Source organism: Pseudomonas sp. MM213, assembly GCF_020423045.1.
GTDB lineage: Bacteria > Pseudomonadota > Gammaproteobacteria > Pseudomonadales > Pseudomonadaceae > Aquipseudomonas > Aquipseudomonas migulae.
Window position 1 is genome coordinate 2621907 of record NZ_CP081943.1, and the last position, 18357, is coordinate 2640263.

At 60.9% G+C, this 18357-nt stretch carries 13 protein-coding genes; 8 read left to right on the forward strand and 5 right to left on the reverse strand.

What is annotated here, in order from left to right; genetic code table 11:
* Positions 1-278: 278 nt before the first annotated feature.
* Positions 279-1616, reverse strand: coding sequence for a lysine N(6)-hydroxylase/L-ornithine N(5)-oxygenase family protein (locus K5R88_RS11965; protein WP_223414209.1), 1338 nt, complete (start codon positions 1614-1616; stop codon positions 279-281).
* A 149-nt stretch (positions 1617-1765) separates the two neighbouring features.
* Positions 1766-2245, reverse strand: coding sequence for a sigma-70 family RNA polymerase sigma factor (locus K5R88_RS11970; RefSeq protein ID WP_008032335.1), 480 nt, complete (start codon positions 2243-2245; stop codon positions 1766-1768).
* 514 nt (positions 2246-2759) lie between these two features.
* Between K5R88_RS11970 and K5R88_RS11975 the strand changes: the two genes are divergently transcribed.
* From K5R88_RS11975 to K5R88_RS11985, 3 genes are read left to right on the forward strand one after another with little or no spacing between them, the layout of a single operon-like run.
* Positions 2760-3932: an efflux RND transporter periplasmic adaptor subunit gene (locus K5R88_RS11975; RefSeq protein ID WP_223554101.1), complete on the forward strand. Its 1173-nt coding sequence runs from the start codon at positions 2760-2762 to the stop codon at positions 3930-3932.
* Positions 3933-5906, forward strand: a complete 1974-nt coding sequence (locus K5R88_RS11980; protein WP_226300010.1) for a MacB family efflux pump subunit — start codon at positions 3933-3935, stop codon at positions 5904-5906.
* Between the two features lie 7 nt (positions 5907-5913).
* Positions 5914-7308 (forward strand): efflux transporter outer membrane subunit, encoded by a 1395-nt coding sequence (locus K5R88_RS11985; protein ID WP_226300011.1) that lies wholly within the window; start codon positions 5914-5916, stop codon positions 7306-7308.
* A 160-nt stretch (positions 7309-7468) separates the two neighbouring features.
* Here the strand turns inward: K5R88_RS11985 and pvdP are convergent, their stop codons facing one another.
* Positions 7469-9097, reverse strand: coding sequence for a pyoverdine maturation tyrosinase PvdP (pvdP, locus tag K5R88_RS11990; protein WP_226300012.1), 1629 nt, complete (start codon positions 9095-9097; stop codon positions 7469-7471).
* Between the two features lie 260 nt (positions 9098-9357).
* Between pvdP and pvdM the strand changes: the two genes are divergently transcribed.
* From pvdM to K5R88_RS12015, 5 genes are all read left to right on the forward strand, one after another.
* Complete coding sequence (pvdM, locus tag K5R88_RS11995; RefSeq protein WP_008039979.1) at positions 9358-10707, forward strand: pyoverdine-tailoring dipeptidase-like protein PvdM; 1350 nt, start codon at positions 9358-9360, stop codon at positions 10705-10707.
* Positions 10708-10735: 28 nt separating this feature from the next.
* Positions 10736-12016: a pyoverdine-tailoring periplasmic protein PvdN gene (pvdN, locus tag K5R88_RS12000; protein WP_226300013.1), complete on the forward strand. Its 1281-nt coding sequence runs from the start codon at positions 10736-10738 to the stop codon at positions 12014-12016.
* 29 nt (positions 12017-12045) lie between these two features.
* Positions 12046-12951 (forward strand): dihydropyoverdine dehydrogenase, encoded by a 906-nt coding sequence (gene pvdO, locus K5R88_RS12005; protein WP_008032321.1) that lies wholly within the window; start codon positions 12046-12048, stop codon positions 12949-12951.
* 103 nt (positions 12952-13054) lie between these two features.
* The gene (locus K5R88_RS12010; protein ID WP_226300014.1) at positions 13055-14704 is read left to right on the forward strand and encodes a cyclic peptide export ABC transporter; all 1650 of its coding nucleotides are present in this window, start codon (positions 13055-13057) and stop codon (positions 14702-14704) included.
* A gap of 125 nt (positions 14705-14829) precedes the next feature.
* Positions 14830-17247 carry a TonB-dependent siderophore receptor gene (locus K5R88_RS12015; protein WP_223449818.1) on the forward strand — a complete coding sequence of 806 codons (2418 nt, stop codon included), beginning with the start codon at positions 14830-14832 and terminating at the stop codon, positions 17245-17247.
* A gap of 98 nt (positions 17248-17345) precedes the next feature.
* Here the strand turns inward: K5R88_RS12015 and relB are convergent, their stop codons facing one another.
* Together relB and K5R88_RS12025 are read right to left on the reverse strand one after the other, a co-directional pair.
* Positions 17346-17537, reverse strand: a complete 192-nt coding sequence (gene relB, locus K5R88_RS12020) for a type II toxin-antitoxin system RelB family antitoxin (protein ID WP_223449819.1) — start codon at positions 17535-17537, stop codon at positions 17346-17348.
* A 104-nt stretch (positions 17538-17641) separates the two neighbouring features.
* Positions 17642-18337, reverse strand: coding sequence for a DUF1963 domain-containing protein (locus K5R88_RS12025; RefSeq protein WP_226300015.1), 696 nt, complete (start codon positions 18335-18337; stop codon positions 17642-17644).
* Between the last annotated feature and the right edge of the window lie 20 nt (positions 18338-18357).

Here is an 18357-nt window from a genome sequence, read left to right on the forward strand (position 1 = left end):
TATCGAAACCGGCCGACTACTGTCACTCGAACAAGTACCCACTGTGGGTCTCCGCTATTGATGAAAACGCGCGAAGCTTACGCCCCGATTTCTGGAGAGTAAACGATGCATTGGCAAGTCGTCGGGGAATTGCCGGGATCTTCAGGAAGGGTTCAGGATTCAAAATTTTGTGGTGTTGTTCAGACCGCCATCGCCAGCAAGCCGGCTCCTACAGGTGATCGCGTTCCCCTGTAGGAGCCGGCTTGCTGGCGATGGCGACCGAACAGACGCCGCAGAATTTAGCTGGCAGTCGCCAACAGCAGGTCCACCACCGAACGGCCATGCCCACGGTGCTTGCCATGCTCATACAAAGACCCGGCAATCTCATCCGCGCGAATCGGCAGGATCGACAACAGGGTGTCGCTCAAACCATGGCTCGCCTGGCAGAAGCCCTGCATATAAATGCCGGCCTTGCAGCGCTCGTCGGTGATCAGCTTGTAGTTGCGGTCCACCTCGAAATCGCCCAGATACTGTTCCAGCGGTGCCAACAGCTTGCGGTGCATCTGGCGCTCGTAACCGGTGGCCAGTACCACCGCGTCGTAATGCCGAACCGTGACTTCGCCGGTGGCGTTGTTACGCACTGCCAGTTCGATGCCGCGCTCGGTGGCGGTGGCTTTTTCAATAGTGGTCAGGGTACGGAACGCATGACGCGCGATACCCGAGACTTTCTGGCGATAGAAAATCCCGTAGATGCGTTCGATCAGGTCAATGTCCACCACCGAATAGTTGGTGTTGTGGTACTCGTTGACCAGACGCTCGCGCTCGCTGCTCGCCTGCTGGAACACCAGGTCGGTGAACTCCGGCGAGAACACTTCGTTGACGAACGGGCTGTCGTCCGCCGGTTTCAGCGCCGAGCCGCGCAGGATCATGTCGACCTGCACCGACGGGAAGCTGTCGTTCAAATCGATGAAGGCTTCCGCCGCGCTCTGCCCGCCGCCGATGATCGCGATGCTCATCGGTTGATTGTTCACGCACGGCTGCTTGGCCATCTGCGCCAGGTACTGCGAATGATGGAACACCCGACCGTCATCCTTCAGCGCCTTGAACGCTTCGGGAATGCGCGGTGTTCCGCCAGCACTGACCACCACCGAACGAGCGGTGCGCACGTGTTGCTGGCCTTGGGTATCGCGGGAGATCACGCGCAACGCTTCGACCTGCTGGTTGTGCAGCACCGGCTCGATGGTCAGCACCTCTTCGCCGTAACGGCTCTGCTCGGCGAATTGCCCGGCGACCCAGCACAGGTAGTCGTTGTATTCCATGCGGCACGGATAGAAGGTGCCGAGGTTGATGAAATCCACCAGACGACCGTGGTGCTTGAGGTAGTTGACGAAGGAATACGGACTGGTCGGATTGCGCAGGGTCACCAGGTCCTTGAGGAAGGAAATCTGCAATTCGCTCTGGGTCACCAGGGTGTTGCCGTGCCAGCGATAGTCCGCCTGCTTGTCGAGAAACAGTACATCCAGCTCGCCCTGGGTCGGCCCGCGCTCTTGCAGTGCGATGGCCAGCGCCAGGTTCGAAGGGCCGAAACCGACGCCGATCAGGTCGTGAACGATGGGCGATGCAATTGCCTGTGTCATTTCCAGTGTCCTCTGGATGAACCCCTCAACAGTGGGGCGTAAGCCTAAGTGACCTGACCAGCCTTGAGCAGGACAGCAGGTCGTCTGTTGATAGGGAACGAGGACAATGAAACAAAATTTAATATTGTTTTTTTACCCAGCGGAGAAGATCAGTGGGCATCCCACTGGCGCATCCGCACGCGGCAATGCTTCATCGCATTGACGATGTGCTTCTCGACCAGCGCCCGGGAAATCCCCAGGCGTTCGGCGATTTCCGGGTGCGACAGGCCATCGATCTTGCGCAGCAGGAAACTCTCGCGGCATAGCCGTGGCAATTCCGCCAGGGCACGCTGGAGCATTTCCAGGCGTTGGCCGTGGTCGAGGCTGTTGTGCGGGGACGGGGTGAAATAGCGTTCTTCGTTGTCGAGCACTTCCAGCGATTCGACCTGACGCAAGGCATTGCGCCGATGGTCGTCGATCACCAGGTTGAGCGCGGTGCGATAAAGGAATGCCCGGGGCTGCTCGATCGGCGTGTCGCTGGAGCGTTCCAGAACCCGCACATAAGCGTCATGCACCACATCTTCGGCCACCTGACGGTTGCCCAGCTTGGCGTTGAGGAAACACACCAGCTCGCGATAGTAGTTTTCCAACCATGACTCCCGGCCGCAGGGGTGCGGTTTCTTTCCTTGAGCCACCGCAACGACCGCCGAAATGGGCAGTGGCACGATAGTGGCAGTTCGAGGTGCGTAATTTATAGTAATTCTCATATAGATTTAAAGTATTGCTTCATCTTGCCCGACAAATAGTCTTCGATCTGTTTAATACTCCCTGCTTGCAACCGGCTATTTTATGCACCCGATCCCCTGTAGGAGCCGGCTTGCTGGCGATGGTCGTTAACGATAACGCGTTCTGCCTGAATCAACGCGGCGCACTTTCGTCCATCGCCAGCAAGCCGGCTCCTACAAAGTTTTGTGTTGTGAATACGATCCCCGCCGCTCCCGCAATGTGATTGTGTCGGGTTGTGTCGAGAGCTAAATTCCTCGGCTCTTTCCTCGTATAAAGGACAGCTCCCCGTCTCTGTCGGCTTCCCGACAGCGTTCAACTGTTGCCGGATTTCGTGCGCAGGCTGAACGACGGGCCGATATCCATTGGCCGGAACCCTGCATGAAACGTCCCCGACACACCCGACGCGCCCTGCTTGTAGCACTTTGTCTGATCCCCGTTATCGCCGTGGCTGCCTGGCAGGTCATCCCGCCCGGCCGAGACAAATTCGCCACCGTACAAGTCAGTCGGGGTGACATCGAAAGCAGCGTCACGGCGCTGGGCACCCTGCAACCTCGACGCTACGTGGACGTCGGTGCGCAGGCGTCCGGGCAGATCCAGAAGATCCATGTGGAAGTCGGTGACGTGATCAAGGAAGGCCAGTTGCTGGTGGAGATCGATCCGTCCACGCAACAGGCCAAACTCGACGCCGGGCGTTTTTCCGTGGAAAACCTCAAGGCGCAACTCGAGGAACAACGGGCACAGCACGAGCTGGCCCGGCAAAAGTTCCAGCGCCAGCAGAACCTCAAGGCCGGCGGCGCCACCCGCGAAGAAGACGTGCAAACTGCCCAGGCTGAACTGCGCGCCACCCAGGCACGCATCGACATGTTCCAGGCGCAGATCCGCCAGGCCCAGGCCAGCCTGCGCAGCGATCAGGCCGAACTCGGCTACACGCGCATTTACGCGCCGATGTCCGGCACCGTGGTCGCACTCGACGCCCGGGTCGGCCAGACCCTCAACGCGCAACAGCAAACACCGTTGATTCTGCGCATCGCCAAGTTGTCACCGATGACGGTCTGGGCCGAAGTCTCGGAAGCCGACATCGGCCACGTCAAACCCGGCATGACGGCCTGGTTCACCACCCTCAGCGGTGGCAAGCGGCGCTGGAGCAGCACCGTGCGGCAAATCCTGCCGGTGCCGCCCAAGCCTCTGGACCAGACCAGCCAAGGCGGTGGCAGCCCGACCAGTTCGAGCAAAAGCGGCAGCGCTCGCGTGGTGCTGTACACCGTGCTGCTCGACGTCGATAACGCCGACAACGCACTGATGGCGGAAATGACCACACAAGTGTTCTTCGTGTCCGACCAGGCGAAAGACGTGCTCACGGCGCCTATCGCTGCGTTGCAAGGCGGCACACAACCGAACATCCAGACCGCTCAGGTCGTCGCCAAAAACGGCCGCATCGAGCAACGCGACGTTCGCACCGGCATCAGCGATCGCCTGCGGGTGCAAATCCTCGACGGCTTGCAGGAAGGCGATCACCTGTTGATCGGCCCGGTCGACGGGAGTGGCGGCTGAATGCAGACGCCCCTGATCGACCTGCAGGACATCCGCAAATCCTACGGCGGCGGCGATTCACCTGAAGTTCACGTGTTGCGCGGCATCGACCTGTCGATCCATGCCGGGGAGTTCGTGGCGATTGTTGGCGCGTCCGGTTCCGGCAAGTCGACGCTGATGAACATCCTCGGCTGCCTCGACCGCCCGACGTCCGGCGAGTACCGCTTCGCCGGGGAGAACGTCGCCGGGCTCGACAGCGATGAGCTGGCCTGGCTGCGCCGCGAAGCCTTTGGTTTTGTGTTCCAGGGCTATCACCTGATTCCGTCCGGCTCAGCCCAGGAAAATGTCGAGATGCCGGCGATCTACGCAGGCACCCCGGCCGCCGAACGCCATGCCCGCGCTGCCGCCCTGCTCGACCGCCTCGGCCTCGCCTCACGCACCGGCAACCGCCCGCACCAACTCTCCGGCGGCCAGCAACAACGCGTATCCATCGCTCGCGCCTTGATGAACGGCGGCCACATCATCCTCGCCGACGAACCCACCGGCGCCCTCGACAGCCACAGCGGTGCCGAGGTGATGACGCTACTGGATGAACTGGCGAGCCAGGGCCACGTGGTGATCCTCATCACCCACGACCGCGAAGTCGCGGCCCGGGCCAAACGCATCATCGAAATCCGCGACGGGCTGATCATCAGCGACAGCGCCCACGACAACCCCGACGTACAAACCTCGGCCAACCCCGGCGCCCTGCAAGCCGTGGATTTGCGCAAGCGCCTGAGCGAAGGCGCCGAGGCCACGGGGGCCTGGAAAGGCGAACTGGTGGACGCCGTGCACGCGGCCTGGCGGGTGATGTGGATCAACAAGTTTCGCACCGCGCTGACCCTGCTCGGGATCATCATCGGCGTCGCGTCGGTGGTGGTGATGCTCGCCGTCGGCGAAGGCAGCAAGCGTCAGGTGATGGCGCAGATGGGCGCGTTCGGCTCGAACATCATTTACCTCAGCGGCTCGGCACCGAACCCGCGAACACCGCTGGGCATCATCACCCTCGATGACGTCGCGGCGGTCGGCAGCCTGCCGCAGGTGACGCGCATCATGCCGGTCAACGGCCAGGAGGCCGGGGTGCGCTTCGGCAACCTCGACCACTTGAGCTACGTCGGCGGCAACGACACCAACTTCCCGGCGATCTTCAATTGGCCGGTGGTGGAAGGCAGCTATTTCACCCAGGACGATGAACGCAACGCGGCGGCCGTCGCGGTGATCGGGCACAAGGTGCGGACCAAATTGCTCAAGGACGTGGCCAACCCCATCGGCCAGTACATCCTGATCGAAAACGTGCCCTTCCAGGTGGTCGGCGTGCTCGCGGAAAAAGGTGCCAGCTCCGGCGACAGCGACAGCGACGACCGCATCGCCATCCCCTATTCCGCCGCGAGTGTGCGGTTGTTCGGCACCCACAACCCCGAATACGTGGCCATCGCGGCGGCCGATGCGCGCAAGGTCAAAGAGACGGAAATCGCCATCGAGCAGTTGATGTTGCGCCTGCACGACGGCAAAAAGGATTTCGAACTGACCAACAACGCAGCGATGATTCAGGCCGAGGCGCGCACGCAAAATACCCTGTCGCTGATGCTCGGTTCGATCGCCGCGATTTCGCTGTTGGTGGGCGGGATTGGCGTGATGAACATCATGCTCATGACCGTGCGCGAACGCACCCGCGAGATCGGCATCCGCATGGCCACCGGCGCCCGTCAGCGCGACATCCTGCGGCAGTTCCTCACCGAAGCGGTGATGCTCTCGGTGGTCGGCGGCCTCGCCGGCATTGCCCTGGCGCTGATCGTCGGCGGCGTGCTGATTCTCAGCGAAGTGGCCGTCGCGTTCTCTTTGATAGCGGTACTCGGTGCCTTCGGCTGCGCCCTGGTCACCGGTGTTGTCTTCGGCTTCATGCCGGCCCGCAAAGCTGCCCGGCTCGACCCGGTCACGGCCCTTACCAGTGAATGATCGATCTATGAAAGCGCCACTCAGCCTGTTGACCCTCTGCGTGTTGCTCAGCGCGTGCGCCAACCCGGACTCGCGCCCGGACAGTGGCCTGCAGCCGCCGCCCTCCTGGCAGTCGGCACACCATGAAAACGCCTTGATGCAGAACGCCCAGTGGTGGACGCACTTTGGCAGCCCGCAGCTCGATCAACTGATTGAACAGGCCCGCGTCGGCAGTTATGACCTGGCGGCCGCACTGGCCCGGGTTCGCCAGGTCCAGGCCACCACCGTGATCGCCGGCGGTTCGCTGTTGCCGGAAGTGAAGGCCGCGGGGAACGCCAATCGCCAGAAGCTGATGCGCGGCAACGGCTACAGCCAACTGGACGCCGACAACAGCAACAAGGCGGTGGATTACTTCGACGCCAGCCTCAGCGCCAGTTATGAAATCGATTTCTGGGGCGGCCAGCGCGCCTCTCGCGACAGTGCGCAATTCGGCCTGCAAGCCAGTGAGTTCGATCGCGACACGGTTGAGTTGACGCTGCTCAGTGCGGTTGCCAGCACCTACGCGCAAGCGTTGTCATTGCAGGAACAGCACCGTATCGCGCAGCTCAATCTGGCGAACGCGCAGAAGGTTTTGAACCTGGTACAAACCCGCTTCGATTCAGGCTCTGCCACGGCACTGGAACTGGCCCAGCAAAAAAGCCTGGTGGCCGCGCAACAACGGCAGTTGCCGCTGGTGCAGCAACAAGCCGAAGAAGCGCGGATCACCCTCGCCGCCCTCCTCGGCCGTCCGGTTCAGGCATTGAAGCTCGACGATCAGCGCTTCGACCAACTCAGTTGGCCGGTCATCGGTGCGGGTGTGCCCAGCGATTTGCTCAACCGTCGCCCGGACATCGCTCGCGCCGAAGCGCAGCTGGCAGCCGCACGCGCCGATGTGACCGTGGCCCGGGCGAAAATGCTGCCCACCGTGACATTGAGTGCCCAGATCGGTTCTGGCGCCGACACCTTCAACGATGTGCTGCGCAGCCCGTTCTACAACCTCACCGCCGGATTGGTCGCGCCGATTTTCAACAATGGTCGCCTGGGCGCCGAACGCGACAAGGCCACGGCGCGCCAGGAAGAGCTGCTGGAAACCTACCGTGGCGCGATCATCAACGGCTTTGCCGACGTGGAAAAAGCCCTGACCGGCATTCGCGGACTGGACGCCCAGCGCCAATGGCAAAGTGAAGAATTGAATCAGGCGCAAACGGCTTTCGACATTGCGCAAAGCCGCTATCAGGCCGGGGCCGAGGATTTGCTGACGGTGCTGGAGACCCAACGCACGCTGTATGCCGCGCAGGATTTGAATGTGCAGCTGCGGTTGGCGAGGTTGCAGGCGAGTGTTGCGTTGTACAAGGCGCTTGGGGGTGGGTGGCAGGTGTTGTGATTGTATTGATAGCGATGGCCCCTTCGCGGGCAAGTCGAATCGTCGCACCGCTCGCCCCTACAGGTTAAGTGTCATGCCCCAATCATGCGGCACACCTGAATCCTGTAGGAGCGAGCGGTGCGACGATTCGACTTGCCCGCGAAGAACGATAACGCGGTAATCAAACCGGACTCTGTTTAGCCTTCAAATTCCGCGCATACCAAGGCCGTTGCGGCACCTTGCGGAACAGGTCTTCCAACTTTTTCTCGTCTTCACCAAAGGTAATCCGCAGCGCCAGTTTCATGGTTTCCGGGTCCATTTCCACCGACTTGCCCGCCTGCAACCCCGGTGTGGTGTTGCAGCCATGGGTGCTCGGGCCGAGCCACGGATCGTCGATCTCGACCCAGCGACCGGGCGCAAACCACGGCACACCATTGACCTCCAGCCGACGGACTTCCCCCGGATGAAAGCGCTCGTGCGCACGGAACCAGTCTTCGAGACGGTCATCGATCCAGCCATGGAAATGCCAGAACACCGGGTTCACATGGGAGGAAAACGGGTCGCCAAGAAAGTCGTTTTCCGCCGCGAACCAACGGGCGGAAAAGTCCGCGGTGTCCCGCGCGAACGGCACAGGCTGGCCATTGGACGGATCACGGGGCACCGACGCCCAGCGCATGTGCAGCCAGTCATGCAGCCCGAGTTCAACCTCGGAACCGAACTGCCCCAAGGTCAATTTCGACAAGTAACGCGGGTCACGGTATCGCGACTCCCAGACCTGAAAATTGCTGTGGTAGGTCTCGGCGGTCTTGAGATCGGCCACCCACTGCGAGTATTCGTCATCGTCTTCGGCGCGCCAGGCCGGCGGCAAAGCGGTGCCGTCGTGGTTGTCGAAGTAACGGGCAAAGGCCTGGCGATCACGCACCAGTTCCGGTTGCGGCAACGGAAATTGCTGCCACGACGGCAAGTCTTGCAGGGAGCGCGCGGTGCCGAGCATGTGCCGGTGCATGAAGAAAAAGTCGATGCCCGAGCCATTGCGGTCCTTGCGCGGTCCGCGCGCATCGCGCTCCTTGTCTCGAAGCCCCGGCTGCCAGCCGATGCCGCGCAAGGCGTTGCGCTTGTCTTCGGACAAGGTGTGCCATTTGTCGCGGGAGGCGTGCCAGAGCTGATGGAACAAGCGGTGCTCGGGCGAAATCAGCCACGCCAGCAACGCCGGGCCCAGGCCCGTGCGCTCGCGTGCTTCAGGGAACACCTGTTTGACTGCGACGAAACGGTTGTCCTGGGTGGTCAAGGCCAACGGACGATCCAGGCGCAGTACACGCCCACTCAAAGTGCCGCTGCCGGCATTGCCGAACGCGGCCCAGACCTCGTCCAGCTTGAAGGTGAATTCGTAGTCCGGCGTCCCCGTTGGGGATCGGGAATCGATCAGGCGCCAGCTCAGCTCTTTGTTGTCTACGCCCGCCAGATCGCCGAGGACGCGATAGCGCGGTGGCGGTGCGGCACGCAGCGCCTCGAAAGTATCGAGAAAACCGTTGAGCCCCCGACCCTTGTGACCGACGTCGAGCAGCAGTTGCAAGCCCTCGCGAGGCAAGCCGTCGAGCCCCGCGTCACGCCCCTCGAAGCGAATGTCCCAGACGCCCTGCAAGGTGTTGGCCAAACGCTGACCGGCCACATCCGCGACGTCGAATGACGCTTCGCCGGGGGTAATGGTCGGGTCCGGTTTTGTCAGTTCGCGATGCCCGTAATACGCCGCAGGCAGGGCGGCGCCGGTCAGTGCCAGACCCGCCAGGAACCATCGTCGAGAAATCGTCATTGCCCTACCTGTGTCAGCCATGGAGCAGGCTTTATCCAAGCTAGAACGTTTGTTGCATCGACAAATTTAAGAGCTTCGCGGGCAAGCCTCGCTCCTACAGGGGTTGTGCGTTGACCTGTAGGAGCGAGCGGTGCGGCGATCCGACTTGCCCGCGAAGAGGCCTTCAGCCGCACTAAATTTCCCACTCGGCCACTCGTTCTTCCCAGATAGCAAAGGCCCCCGCGCCTGCACCCTCGACGGCGAACCTGACTGAGATGGCAATGACAAAACCTCGTTCGAAAAAGGCTCTTTTCATTGGCCTGCCCCTGGCGCTGGCCATCGCTGGCGCGGCAGGGTTTGCGGCCTGGGATTACTGGCTCAACGACAACCCCGGCTACCCGGTCGCGGTGATGAAACAGGCCGATGAACTGCAAGAACGCATCCTCTCGTTCGACAGCCACATCACCGTGCCCATGGATTTCGGCACCGCCGAAAACGAGGCCGACAAGGACGGCAGCGGCCAGTTCGACCTGGTCAAGACAGCGCGTGGTCGCCTGTCCGGCGCGGCGCTGACCATTTTCGGCTGGCCCGAAATCTGGAACGGCGACAACGCCCCGCACCGCCCGACCGCCGGGTTCATCGACGAAGCCCGTCACGAGCAGGAGACCCGCTACAAAATCATCACCACCCTGGTGCGCGACTTCCCCAATCAGGTGGCCATTGCCTACACCCCGGACGATTTCCGACGCCTGCACGGCGAAGGCAAGTTCGCCGTGTTCATCAGCATGCTCAACGCCTACCCGCTGGGCAACGACGTCAACGCCCTGGATAAGTGGGCCGCGCGCGGAATGCGCATGTTCGGTTTCAGTTACGTGGGCAACAACGCCTGGGCCGATTCGTCCCGGCCGCTGCCGTTTTTCAATGATTCCCGTGATGCGCTGGGCGGCCTGTCAGAGCTGGGCAAACAAGCGGTGCATCGCCTGAACGACCTCGGGGTCATCATCGATGTGTCGCAAATGTCGACCAAAGCGCTTGAGCAAGTCAGCCAATTGAGCCGCGCACCGATGGTCGCCTCGCACTCGGCGCCACGGGCGCTGGTGGACATCCCGCGCAACCTCAGCGACAGCGAAATGCAGCTGATCAAGAACAGCGGCGGCGTGGTGCAGATCGTCGGCTTCCCGACCTACATCAAGCCGCTGAGCCAGGGCACCCAGGACAAACTCAACGCCCTGCGTGCGCGTTTCGACCTGCAACCGCTGCAAGGCCTGGAGATGGCGCTGATGCCGGGCGACCCGGTGATCACCGTGTGGTCGGAACAGCGTTTCGGCGAATACGCCAGTCAGCTCTACGGCATTGTCGATGAAGAACCCAAGGCCACCCTCAAGGATTACGGCGACGCCATCGACTACGCCGTGAAAAAAATCGGCATCGATCACGTCGGCATCAGCTCCGACTTCAACGACGGTGGCGGCCTGAACGGCTGGAAAGACGTCAGCGAGGCACGCAACGTGACCGCCGAACTGATCAGCCGCGGTTACAGCGAGGCCGACATCGCCAAGCTCTGGGGCGGCAATTTCCTGCGCGTCTGGGATCAGGTGCAGAAGTCCTCCAGGCCCGTCGCCAAACACTGACATTCACTTTGCCAAGCGAACCGAATTCATGACCAACCGTCGTACATTCCTCAAGCAGGCCGGCATTGTCGCGGCCGCCATTCCCCTGGGTTCCGCGGTCAGCCTGCCGGCAGTGGCCGCCACGCCGGCGCCGCTGCCCAAAGACAAATGGGCGCAGTTTCGCCAGCTGTTCAATCAGGATCCCGATTACCTGCATTTCGCCAACTTCCTGGTGACCTCGCACCCTCGTCCCGTGCGCGAAGCCATCGAGATGCACCGCGCCAACCTCGACCGCAACCCCGGCCTGGCGATGGACTGGCATCGCGGCGAAACCGAACGCCGTGAAGAAGACGTGCGCGTGTGGGCCGGCCGCTACTTGAAAGCCAAGCCTTCGCAGATCGCCCTGACCGGCAGCACCACCGAAGGCCTGGCGATGATTTATGCCGGCATTCACGTGCGTCCGGATCAGGAAATCCTGACCAGCGAACATGAGCACTACGCCGCCAACAGCGTGTTTGAATTCCGTACGCAAAAGGACGGAACCAAGGTCCGTAAAATCAAATTGTTCGAAGACCCGTACAAGGTCTCGACGAAAGAAATACTGGCCTCGATTGCCCGCAACATTCGCCCTGAGACTCGCGTGCTCGGCATGACCTGGGTGCACTCCGGCAGCGGTGTGAAGCTGCCCATCGGCGAGATCGGCAAACTGGTCGCCGAGAAAAACCGCGACCGCCAGGAAAAGGATCGCATCCTTTATGTGGTCGATGGCGTCCACGGTTTCGGCGTGGAAAACCTCGATTTCCCGGACATGCATTGCGACTACTTCATTGCCGGCACCCACAAATGGATGTTCGGCCCACGGGGCACCGGGATCATCTGCGCGCGCTCCGATGACATGAAGGACCTCACGCCGACCATCCCGACGTTCTCCGAAGCAACCACGTTTTCGACCGTTATGACCTACGGCGGCTATCACTCGTTTGAACACCGCTGGGCGCTGACCGAAGCCTTCAAGTTGCATCTGGACCTGGGCAAGGCCGAGGTTCAGGCGCGCATCCATGAAATCAACAGCTACCTGAAAAAGCGCTTGCAGGAGCATCCGTCGGTGGAGCTCGTCACGCCGTTGTCGCCCGAGTATTCCGCCGGCTTCACGTTCTTCCGGATCAAGAACCGCGACTGCGAAGAAGTCGCCAATTTCCTGATGGACCAGCGCGTGGTCTGCGATGCCGTCGACCGCGATGTCGGCCCGATCATTCGCCTGTCACCGGGCCTGCTCAACACCGAGGCGCACATCGACCGCGTCATGGCGCTGTTGGCCAGCAAGCTCTGAAACACCGATTTCCTTTAGCGAGAATGCATATGAAAAACATCCTGCACAGACTCGGGTTGTCACTCCCACAACTCGGGGCGCTGACAATCCTGGCATTGCTCGGCACCGCGTTGCCCGGCGCCGCCCAGGCCACCACCGCACCGCTGCCGGGCAAGGTGTTCAAGGATTGCCGCAACTGCCCGGAAATGGTGGTGCTGCCCGCCGGCACCTTCACCATGGGCACGCCGGAGGGTGAAGTCGGTCGCGAACCCGATGAAGGCCCGATGCACGAAGTCACGTTCGACAAGCCGTTCGCCATGAGCCGTTACCAGATCACCGCCGGCGAATGGGACCAGTACCTGAAAGAAACCGGGATCACCATTCCCGACGGCGACACTCGCCCCGGCCGCGAGTGCATCAACAGCAAGCCGCGTTATCCACAAAGCCCGCGTCAGCCGGCGGTGTGCATGAACTTTGCCGAGGTCAGCGCGTATGTCGCGTGGCTGTCGCTCAAGACCGGCCAGCACTACCACATCGTCAGCGAGGCCCAGCGCGAATACGCCGCCCGTGCCGGTTCAACGGGGCCGTTCCCGTTCCCGTTCGATGAAGGTACCGAGTACAGCATCGCCACCCATGCCAATACTTACGGCCCAACCGACGGCTACAGCTACACCTCCCCGGCCGGCAGCTACCCGCCGAACGCCTTCGGCATGTATGACATGCACGGCAACGTCTACGAGTGGATCGCCGACTGCGAACACAGCGATTACGTAGGCGCCCCCACCGACGGCAGCGCCTGGGTCGAACCCAACTGCGAAGCCTTGCAGATTCGCGGCAATGACTGGGGCGAAGCGCCGGTGTTCTCGCGTTCCGGCAACCGCAACAACATCTACCCGCAAACCCGTGGCGACTGGATCGGTTTCCGCGTCGTGCGCGATCTGCCGTCCAAAGGCTGACACCCCTTCCCCCGGCCGCCGCCAGTCGGCGGCCGTCTAAATTAAACGCCTGGCCACACGTTCTTCTGGGTATCTGCCTCAAGACCCAAGGAACCCTTTCCTCATGACCCAGCCTACGCGCGGTGCAATTCATGAATTGTTCACCCTCCTGAAACCGTTCCGGCTGGTGGTCAGCCTATCGATCATTCTGGGCATGGTGGGCGGTCTGAGCGTGACGGTGTTGCTGGCCACGATCAACAATGCCCTGCATTCGGAAAGCGGCCTGACCCAGGGCGTGGTCGCACTGTTCGGCGGTCTTTGCCTGTTGGCGCTGGCGAGTTCGATTTGCTCGGACATCGGCACCAACTATGTCGGCCAGCACATCATCGCCAAGCTGCGCAAAGAGCTGGGGGAAAAGGTGCTGTCGGCGCCCATCGAACAGATCGAACGCTATCGCAGCCACCGACTGATCCCGGTGCTGACCCATGACGTCGACACCATCAGCGACTTCGCGTTTGCCTTCGCGCCGCTGGCCATTTCCCTGACCGTGACCCTCGGCTGCATGGGCTACCTGGCCCTGTTGTCGTGGCCGATGTTCCTGATGATGGTGCTGGCGATTGCCATCGGCACCGGCATCCAGTTCTACGCACAGGGCAAGGGCATCAAGGGCTTCATGGCCGCCCGTGACGCCGAAGACGAATTGCAAAAGCACTACAACGCCATTGCCGGCGGCGCCAAGGAACTGCGCATTCACCGTCCGCGTCGCCAGCGCATGTTCACCTCGGGCATTCAGGGCACGGCGGATTTCATCTGCAACACTCAGGTGCGCTCGATCAATACCTTCGTGATCGCCAAGACGCTGGGGTCGATGCTGTTCTTCGTGGTCATCGGCCTCGCACTCGCCCTGCAATCGTTCTGGCCCAGCGCCGACAAGTCGGTGATGAGCGGTTTCGTCCTGGTGCTGCTGTACATGAAAGGCCCCATCGAGCATCTGGTCGGCACCTTGCCGGTGGTCAGCCGGGCGCGGATTGCCTTCCGCCGCATCGCCGAACTGTCGAGCCGGTTTTCCTCGCCCGAGCCGCACTTGCTGCTCAACGACACCGGCAAAAAACCGGCTGTGGTCAACAGTCTGCAACTGGACAACGTCAGCTATGCCTTCCCGGCTGTACCGGGCAGCGAAGCGTTCCGCCTGGGGCCGGTGAACCTGACCATCGAACAAGGCGACATCATTTTCATCGTCGGCGAAAACGGCTGCGGCAAGACCACGCTGATCAAGTTGTTGCTGGGGCTTTATGCGCCGCAACAAGGCGCAATCCTGCTCAACGGCGAAGGTGTCGATGCGCAGAACCGTGACGACTATCGCCAACTGTTCACCACGATTTTTGCCGACTACTACCTGTTCGATGACGTGGTGCAGGGCGATCAGCACATTCCCGAAGACGCCAACAAATACCTGCAACGCCTGGAAATCGCGCACAAGGTCAGCGTCAAGGACGGCAGTTTCACCACCACCGACCTGTCCACCGGCCAGCGTAAACGCCTGGCACTGGTCAATGCCTGGCTAGAAGAACGCCCGGTGCTGGTGTTTGACGAATGGGCGGCCGACCAGGACCCGACCTTCCGCCGGATCTTCTACACCGAGCTGCTTCCGGACCTGAAGCGCCTGGGCAAAACCATCATCGTCATCTCCCACGACGACCGCTATTTCGACATGGCCGATCAGTTGGTGCGCATGGAATCGGGCCGTGTGGTGACGGAGCGGGCGACCGCCTGAGCAGCGTTGAATCCATATACCTCGACGATTTTCGGAGTTTGTTTTCCGGTTTCGTCGGGGTGATGCGTCTAATAATAATTATCATTAACTAAAAAAATCTGCACACCTTAGGAGCGATTTGAGCAATGCAAAGCCCTACCCTGTCCCGCGCGCCGTTGGCTCTGGCCATCGCGCCGCAAAAGAAATTCCGAACAGTCGTACCGGGTGCGTTGCTGACCCTGTTGCTGCTGGGCACCTCTCAGGTCCAGGCCGCGCCGGTGAACGTCAACGTGCCTGCGCAATCGCTGGCCAGCGCGCTGCAGCAACTGGGTCAACAGACCGACCTGCAGATTCTGTACAGCCAGGACATGGTCAACGGCCTCAAGTCCACGGCGGTTTCCGGCAATCTGGAGCCGGAACAGGCATTGAATACGTTGCTGCTGGGGAGCGGCATTACGTTTCAACTGACTGGCAACACCGTTTCGCTGATTCCGGTCGCGGGTAACTCCAGCGCGCTGCAACTGGGCGCGACCGCCATTTCCGGCGTGGCGCCGGGGCCTACCACCGAAGGCACACATTCCTACACCACCGATCAAGTCAGCATCGGCAAGGGCAACATCAAGCTCAAGGACATCCCGCAGTCAGTGTCCGTCGTCACGCGCCAGCGCATGGACGACCAGAACATGAACAGCCTGCAAGACGCGATGCGCCAGGTCACCGGCGTCACCATCAAGACGTACAACTCCGGCTCCAGCCTGAACGACGTCTACATGCGCGGTTTCCTCGTCGATCAGGTGCAGGTTGACGGGGTATCGCAACCGACCGGCCAGGGCGACATGGGCACCAGCTTCGACCTCGCGATGTACGATCGCGTCGAAGTGTTGCGCGGCCCATCCGGCCTGTATCAAGGCGCTGGCGAGCCCGGCGGCACCATCAACGTGGTGCGCAAGCGTGCCCTGAACAAATTCGCCCTCGGCGGCGAGCTGGGCGCAGGCTCCTATGACCACTACCGCTCGATGGTGGACGTCACCGGTCCGTTGAACGATCAAGGCACCGTGCGCGGTCGCTTCATCACCGCTTACGAAAACAACAAATCCTACGTCGACTCTGCCCAGAACGAACGCCCGATGGTGTACGGTCGCCTGGAATTCGACCTCGCCCCGTCCACCACCCTGTCGGTGGGCGGCGCCTACCAGCAGAACCACTCCACCCCGGCGTTCGGCTTGCCGGCCTTTGCCGACGGCAAATTGCTGGACGTGCCGCGCTCGACGTTCGTCGATGCCAAGTGGAACACCCTGAACGAGAAAGTCTGGGAGTCCTTTGCCGAGGTCGATCACGCGCTGGACAACGGTGGTCAGTTCAAGACCACTGTCACCTACCGCGACGCTGAAACGCCACAGCGAAACTTCACCTGGGCCGACGGCGCAGTCGATCGTGATACCGGTGACAGCTGGGCCGTGGCATACGACTACTACACCCACATCAAGACCATCGGTGTCGACAGCTTCGTGACCACGCCGTTCGAATTCGCCGATCGCAATCACGAGTTCACCGTAGGTGCCGAGTACCAGCACCTGGACAAAGACTTCGAATACGGTGGCGGCGAGTACTTCCCGATCAACGTCTACAATCCGGGCAGTATCGATATTCCCGAGAACAACTACGAGCGCAACAACGGTAACTGGTCCAAATCCGACCAATACGGCCTCTATACCCGCGCCAAGTTCAACGTCACCGACTGGCTCGACGTGGTGGGCGGCAGCCGCGTGAGCTGGTACGAAAGTGACGCGAAGAACTCCAACGCCTTCTTCAACAGCTTCGGCGAAGCCCACACCAGCATCAACCGCAAGGTCGTGCCTTACGGCGCCATCATCGCCAAGCTGACCCCGGAACTGTCGGCCTACGCCAGCTACACCGGCGTGTTCAAGCCACAAAGCGAGCTCGACAGCGACAATACGCCCATCGGACCGCGTAAAGGCAAGCAATATGAAGTCGGCCTCAAGCGCGAGTTCTACGACGGCCGCCTGAACGCCAGCATCGCGATGTTCCGCATCTACGATGAAAACCGTGCTCAATTCAACGCCGACACCGGTGGAAACGAAGCACAGGGCAAGGCGCGCAGCCAGGGCTGGGAAACCGAGCTGAGCGGTAACCTGACCGACAACTGGAGCATCGTCACCGGTTATGCCTTCACCACCACCAAATTGTTGAAATCTGACGACGCGACCGAAGGCAGCACTTTCAGCACCATCACGCCTAAACACAACTTCAACCTGTGGACCAAATACGAATTCGCCGACGGCCCGCTCAAAGACTTCAGCGTCGGCGGCGGTGTACGTGTGGTCAGCAAGACCTGGTACCAGCGTGAAGTGCGCTTCGAACAAAGCGGCTACGGCATCGCCACCGCGCAGGTGGGCTACAAGTTCAACGAGAACCTGTCGGCGACACTGACCGGCAACAACCTGTTTGATAAAAAGTACTACGATCGCGTGGATGCTTCGTGGGGGACTAACTTCTATGGTGACCCGCGTAATCTGACGTTGACGTTGCGGGCTAATTATTGATTGCTAAGTACGTTACATGCTGAACAATACCGGGCCGCTTGCGGCCCGGTTTTGTTTTTGGGGGGAATGGAGTTCAGCCCGCGCTTCGCGGTCGCCACTCAACCAGCATCGTGCTTGTTGCGCTTTGACTCAATGAGGGCTCGCATATCAGCCATCACCTGATCATGCGGGATATTCGGTCGTGGATCATCGAGCGAAGCTTGCACTTTGGCACGAAACCAAAGGTCGTAACTGGCAGCCTGCTCTTCGGTTTCGAACCCTGAAACAGTGGGGGAAAGTTCGGCACTGATAGTCTAGTCAGCTCCGGTGCTCATTTTTCAGCAGCCTAATGGGTATGCGGCTGGTTGTCCGCCCCTACCAAGCTGGGTGCAGGCCATTCGCTTCAGCACCCGGCCTAATAGAAGTCGTAGTAAAGCACCCACTCCCCCGTACTTTTGCTCTTCCAGAACATCAGGCTCCCGCAATCCACCACGTTCAGGTTGATTTTCGTGTCGGAGGAAATCTGGAACACAAATTCAAAATCATCACCGAGGTCCACGCCGGACTGGCAGAACGAGGGGTAGCCGCCAATCTTGTGTTCGTAGGTGTGAGTCACGAGGTCTGAGTAGCTTTCTATCTCGCCCGTCCGCTGAAGGCTGCAAATTTCCTCTTCAAGGTCCGCCGGTGCGCCACCGCCATCCCACAGTGGAAAGTCCTCTGCGACCCGTTCGGCCAGCAACGGAAAGGGCTTGAGGTATGAACCTGCTACCGGCAGCTCTTTGCGGACAAGTACATCGTCAAATCCATACTCCCTGATCAGCCAGTTGTTCCCCATCGGGTCCAGCGCTTCCGGCAAGGGACTGGAAACAAACAAGGTAAGGACGCGAACGCCGTCCAGCGCCGGACTGTTAAACGGCAGGCTGGGGAGGTGGAATTGTGCAAAGGGATGCAGTTCAGCTCCGGCGTCGTTTCTCGGGACGCATTCATCCGGGCGAAACAGGAATACGTTTCCAAGCCAGCTTTCGTCATCCGTATGGGTGGGACGAAATCCGCCGGCGATGAATTTTGTGGCGGGTCTGGCCAAGCGTCTTTTGATTTCCTGGATGTTCATACCGGTACATCACTCCATTG

Bases quoted from the DNA above. Each gene is read 5' to 3' on its own strand.
- K5R88_RS11965 (WP_223414209.1), bottom strand. From the start codon at position 1,616: ATGACACAGGCAATTGCATCGCCCATCGTTCACGACCTGATCGGCGTC.
- K5R88_RS11975 (WP_223554101.1), top strand. From the start codon at position 2,760: ATGAAACGTCCCCGACACACCCGACGCGCCCTGCTTGTAGCACTTTGT.
- K5R88_RS11980 (WP_226300010.1), top strand. From the start codon at position 3,933: ATGCAGACGCCCCTGATCGACCTGCAGGACATCCGCAAATCCTACGGC.
- K5R88_RS11985 (WP_226300011.1), top strand. From the start codon at position 5,914: ATGAAAGCGCCACTCAGCCTGTTGACCCTCTGCGTGTTGCTCAGCGCG.
- pvdP (WP_226300012.1), bottom strand. From the start codon at position 9,097: ATGACGATTTCTCGACGATGGTTCCTGGCGGGTCTGGCACTGACCGGC.
- pvdM (WP_008039979.1), top strand. From the start codon at position 9,358: ATGACAAAACCTCGTTCGAAAAAGGCTCTTTTCATTGGCCTGCCCCTG.
- pvdN (WP_226300013.1), top strand. From the start codon at position 10,736: ATGACCAACCGTCGTACATTCCTCAAGCAGGCCGGCATTGTCGCGGCC.
- pvdO (WP_008032321.1), top strand. From the start codon at position 12,046: ATGAAAAACATCCTGCACAGACTCGGGTTGTCACTCCCACAACTCGGG.
- K5R88_RS12010 (WP_226300014.1), top strand. From the start codon at position 13,055: ATGACCCAGCCTACGCGCGGTGCAATTCATGAATTGTTCACCCTCCTG.
- K5R88_RS12015 (WP_223449818.1), top strand. From the start codon at position 14,830: ATGCAAAGCCCTACCCTGTCCCGCGCGCCGTTGGCTCTGGCCATCGCG.
- K5R88_RS12025 (WP_226300015.1), bottom strand. From the start codon at position 18,337: ATGAACATCCAGGAAATCAAAAGACGCTTGGCCAGACCCGCCACAAAA.